Source organism: Enterococcus termitis (assembly GCF_001730305.1).
Lineage (GTDB): Bacteria > Bacillota > Bacilli > Lactobacillales > Enterococcaceae > Enterococcus_L > Enterococcus_L termitis.
In genome coordinates this window covers 1-2,732 of sequence record NZ_MIJY01000033.1, presented here as the reverse complement: position 1 = coordinate 2,732, position 2,732 = coordinate 1, and the positions used below count along the sequence as shown (strand labels likewise).

The following is a 2,732-nucleotide window of genomic DNA, read 5'->3' as shown; positions in this document are numbered from 1 at the left end:
AAAGAAAAATTGACTGGTATGAGTCCGGTTCAATACCGAATTCATACCAGCCAATTAGCTGGGTAATCTACGTACAACTTTTAGGGCGCACCTCATTTTGTCCCACTCTCTTTTTTTTATTTACATTTTTAAAATTTATTTTTTTATTTTTACTTCATAATAAGGGTCTTCAAGAAGGAGTGAGATGAGTTTATCGAGTTGGCTGTTCTTCTTTTCATCTGCGAATAGCCATTGTAAATAGAAAGGTCTATTTAAAGGTAATGGAGAATGCGTGAAATCTTGTAAACTCAAATCTCTCGTGGCATATTTCGGAAGAAACGCAGTCTCGTTTCCAGAGAATAGTAACCTTTTTATATCCTCTGGATTCGCTAATTCCAACGCAATCGAGATGTTCATGGAAGAACGATATTGTTCAAGAAAGGCTTTGCGATAGCTGCATTTGTTATCGGTCAAAATCATTTCGTAAGATTCTGGATGATCGACCATATTCTTTTTATGGGTGACCAATTCAAAGGTTTCTTCAGCATACAAATGAACATAATTCATCGTATTCGTTGTCATCTCATCAAATATAAAAATCAAGTCCAGTTCATCTTTTGCTAGCAAGTCAAAAAGTGTTTGCTCGTCTTCTACACTCACTCGAAATTTCATTTCAGGATAAAGTCTCCTAAGTTTTGACAAATAGGTGACCATTAGGCTGGAAGAAAGACTTTCGATCGTTCCGATTCTAAGAACTTCATTTTCTTGTTCTAGCTGGTTGAGAAGTTTATGATGTTCTTTCATCAATGATTGAGCAAATGTGAAGACTAATTCACCAGCTTTCGTAAGAACAATTTTTTCTTTTCTCTTGAATAATAATTCTCGACCATATTGCTCTTCTAATTTGTGGATATGATAGCTGATATTACTTTGAGAATAGCCCAGCTGATTGGCTGTTTTTGAGTAGGAATTCGTTAATACGACATGGTAAAAAGATTGAAGATAGATGAAATTCATGAGCTCCTCCTATCAATAATTTTGATCAAAAGTATCTATTTTTTAAGCAACTATTTTAGCTTTTTATCGATTATACTAAATCTTAACAGAAAGGGAAGGTGAAGAAAATGAAAAAGTATATTTCTCAAGTATTTAATGATAATGCAAAATCGATCGAAGGGAATCGTTTCTCTGAAAAATTGATGTATGAAACGGATATTGCCGATTTAGCGTTTGATTTTTACCACCAGCTGATTGATTATACGATTTTAGATGTTCGCAGCGAAAAAGATTTTCAGGAATGTCATATACCGGGGGCTATTTCCTGTCCAGGAGGAAATTTGCCTCAGGATACGCTGGAAGCCGGCGCTAAAATCGTTGTCTATTGCTGGGGACCTTCCTGCAATGGCGCAACCAAAGCTGCTATGAAGTTAACTGTGAGAGGTTATCAGGTGAAAGAATTATTGGGAGGTATCGAATACTGGGCAAAAGAAAACTGTCCGTTAGAAGGAAAAAATACGTCTAGAACACTTTTTTGGGATTATGCTTCATTGAGCTAGACGTTTATTTTTATGCTGATGCACAATCTATCTATCATTTAAAATAGAAGCTAAAGTGAAGAATGATTCGCTTTAGCTTCTATTTTACTTTGAAATCAAAAATATAAAAATTTAGATAATACAATTATTCTTGTCCACTTTTTCAGAAGTTCAAACGTTGTATAAATGAAAGGAGAAACTAAAAATGAAGAGGGATGTGACAGTTGAAGAAGCGCTACTTTCATTAGGACAAGTAGTGATCCATGTACTAATAAAAAATGGGAGTATCTTAGAAGATGCAGAGGACGCAGTTTCTAAAACATATGATACGCTATTTTCTACTTTTATTACTCTCAAACAAGAAAATTTGTGGCCTTGGTTTTTTAGGGTCTCGTTCAATAATTATATTGATCTATTTAGAAAAAGGAAACGTGAGAAGGAGTATACCGCTCAATATAGCGAGTTTCGATCAAATCTTGTTTGGTTTGAAGTAAATAAGCAGTGTCACTAAATAAAATACTGATTTCGACTGATTTATAAATACTGTGAAGTTCTTTGAAGATATCTAACGGGATAAACTTTAAATAAATGGCATAAAAATCAGTAATTTCTGCTCTCATATAGTTCCCAATTTCGGTAGAAAGTTGGGCAGTATCTTTTCCTCTAAATACTGGTTGTATTTTTTTGTAGAAGGCTACATCAACATCTTCATGAGCTTCTGTGGAAAAATTTTCCAGCAAGCAATATTTGATCGTCTAAATCAACTGCAGTCGGCCTTCTTTGGCAATCGAAAAATAGTCTGTATCTTCCCTTGATTTCTAGATTTTTTCTTTTTTCTTGATAGAGTATAGGGGGACTAGTGACAAAATAAGCAAACACTAAATTATAGAATGAGGGGATTCATCTAAACCTTATTCTAACAAAATAAAGTTTACTTATAGTGATACTTTACTTTATTTCTTGTGATTCAATCAATAAGTCATGCTAAAACAGCGTTTATTTTGAGGCTTTCTTGTTAAATCAAAAAATTTCAAACTAAATTAGTCATTATTTATTAACTTTTTTACTAAATAGCCTGTATTTTTAGACTATATTCCGTTAAACTGTACTTATTGAAAAAAAGTAAAAGGGGTCGATTCTTTTATGAGTCATATAGCTTCAGATATAGGAGCTGCTACAGGTGCGGTATCTGGTATTAAATCCGTATCTGTCAACAAA

3 protein-coding genes are annotated in these 2,732 nt (G+C 33.6%); 2 read left to right on the top strand and 1 reads right to left on the bottom strand.

The window, feature by feature from the left end; all coding sequences use genetic code 11:
- Window positions 1-135: 135 nt before the first annotated feature.
- A complete protein-coding gene (locus BCR25_RS12450) occupies window positions 136-996 on the bottom strand; it encodes a LysR family transcriptional regulator (protein WP_069663918.1) in 861 nt (286 codons plus the stop codon).
- A 107-nt stretch (window positions 997-1,103) separates the two neighbouring features.
- Between BCR25_RS12450 and BCR25_RS12445 the strand changes: the two genes are divergently transcribed.
- Both BCR25_RS12445 and BCR25_RS20190 read left to right on the top strand, forming a co-directional pair.
- Window positions 1,104-1,535 carry a rhodanese-like domain-containing protein gene (locus tag BCR25_RS12445; RefSeq protein ID WP_069663917.1) on the top strand — a complete coding sequence of 144 codons (432 nt, stop codon included), beginning with the start codon at window positions 1,104-1,106 and terminating at the stop codon, window positions 1,533-1,535.
- Window positions 1,536-1,719: 184 nt separating this feature from the next.
- Window positions 1,720-2,025, top strand: coding sequence for an RNA polymerase sigma factor (locus tag BCR25_RS20190; RefSeq protein ID WP_071879589.1), 306 nt, complete (start codon window positions 1,720-1,722; stop codon window positions 2,023-2,025).
- The last annotated feature ends 707 nt before the right edge of the window (window positions 2,026-2,732 follow it).

What these genes read in the sequence shown, in the direction of transcription:
- BCR25_RS12450 (WP_069663918.1), bottom strand. Translation starts at nt 996, where the DNA reads ATGAATTTCATCTATCTTCAATCTTTTTACCATGTCGTATTAACGAAT.
- BCR25_RS12445 (WP_069663917.1), top strand. Translation starts at nt 1,104, where the DNA reads ATGAAAAAGTATATTTCTCAAGTATTTAATGATAATGCAAAATCGATC.
- BCR25_RS20190 (WP_071879589.1), top strand. Translation starts at nt 1,720, where the DNA reads ATGAAGAGGGATGTGACAGTTGAAGAAGCGCTACTTTCATTAGGACAA.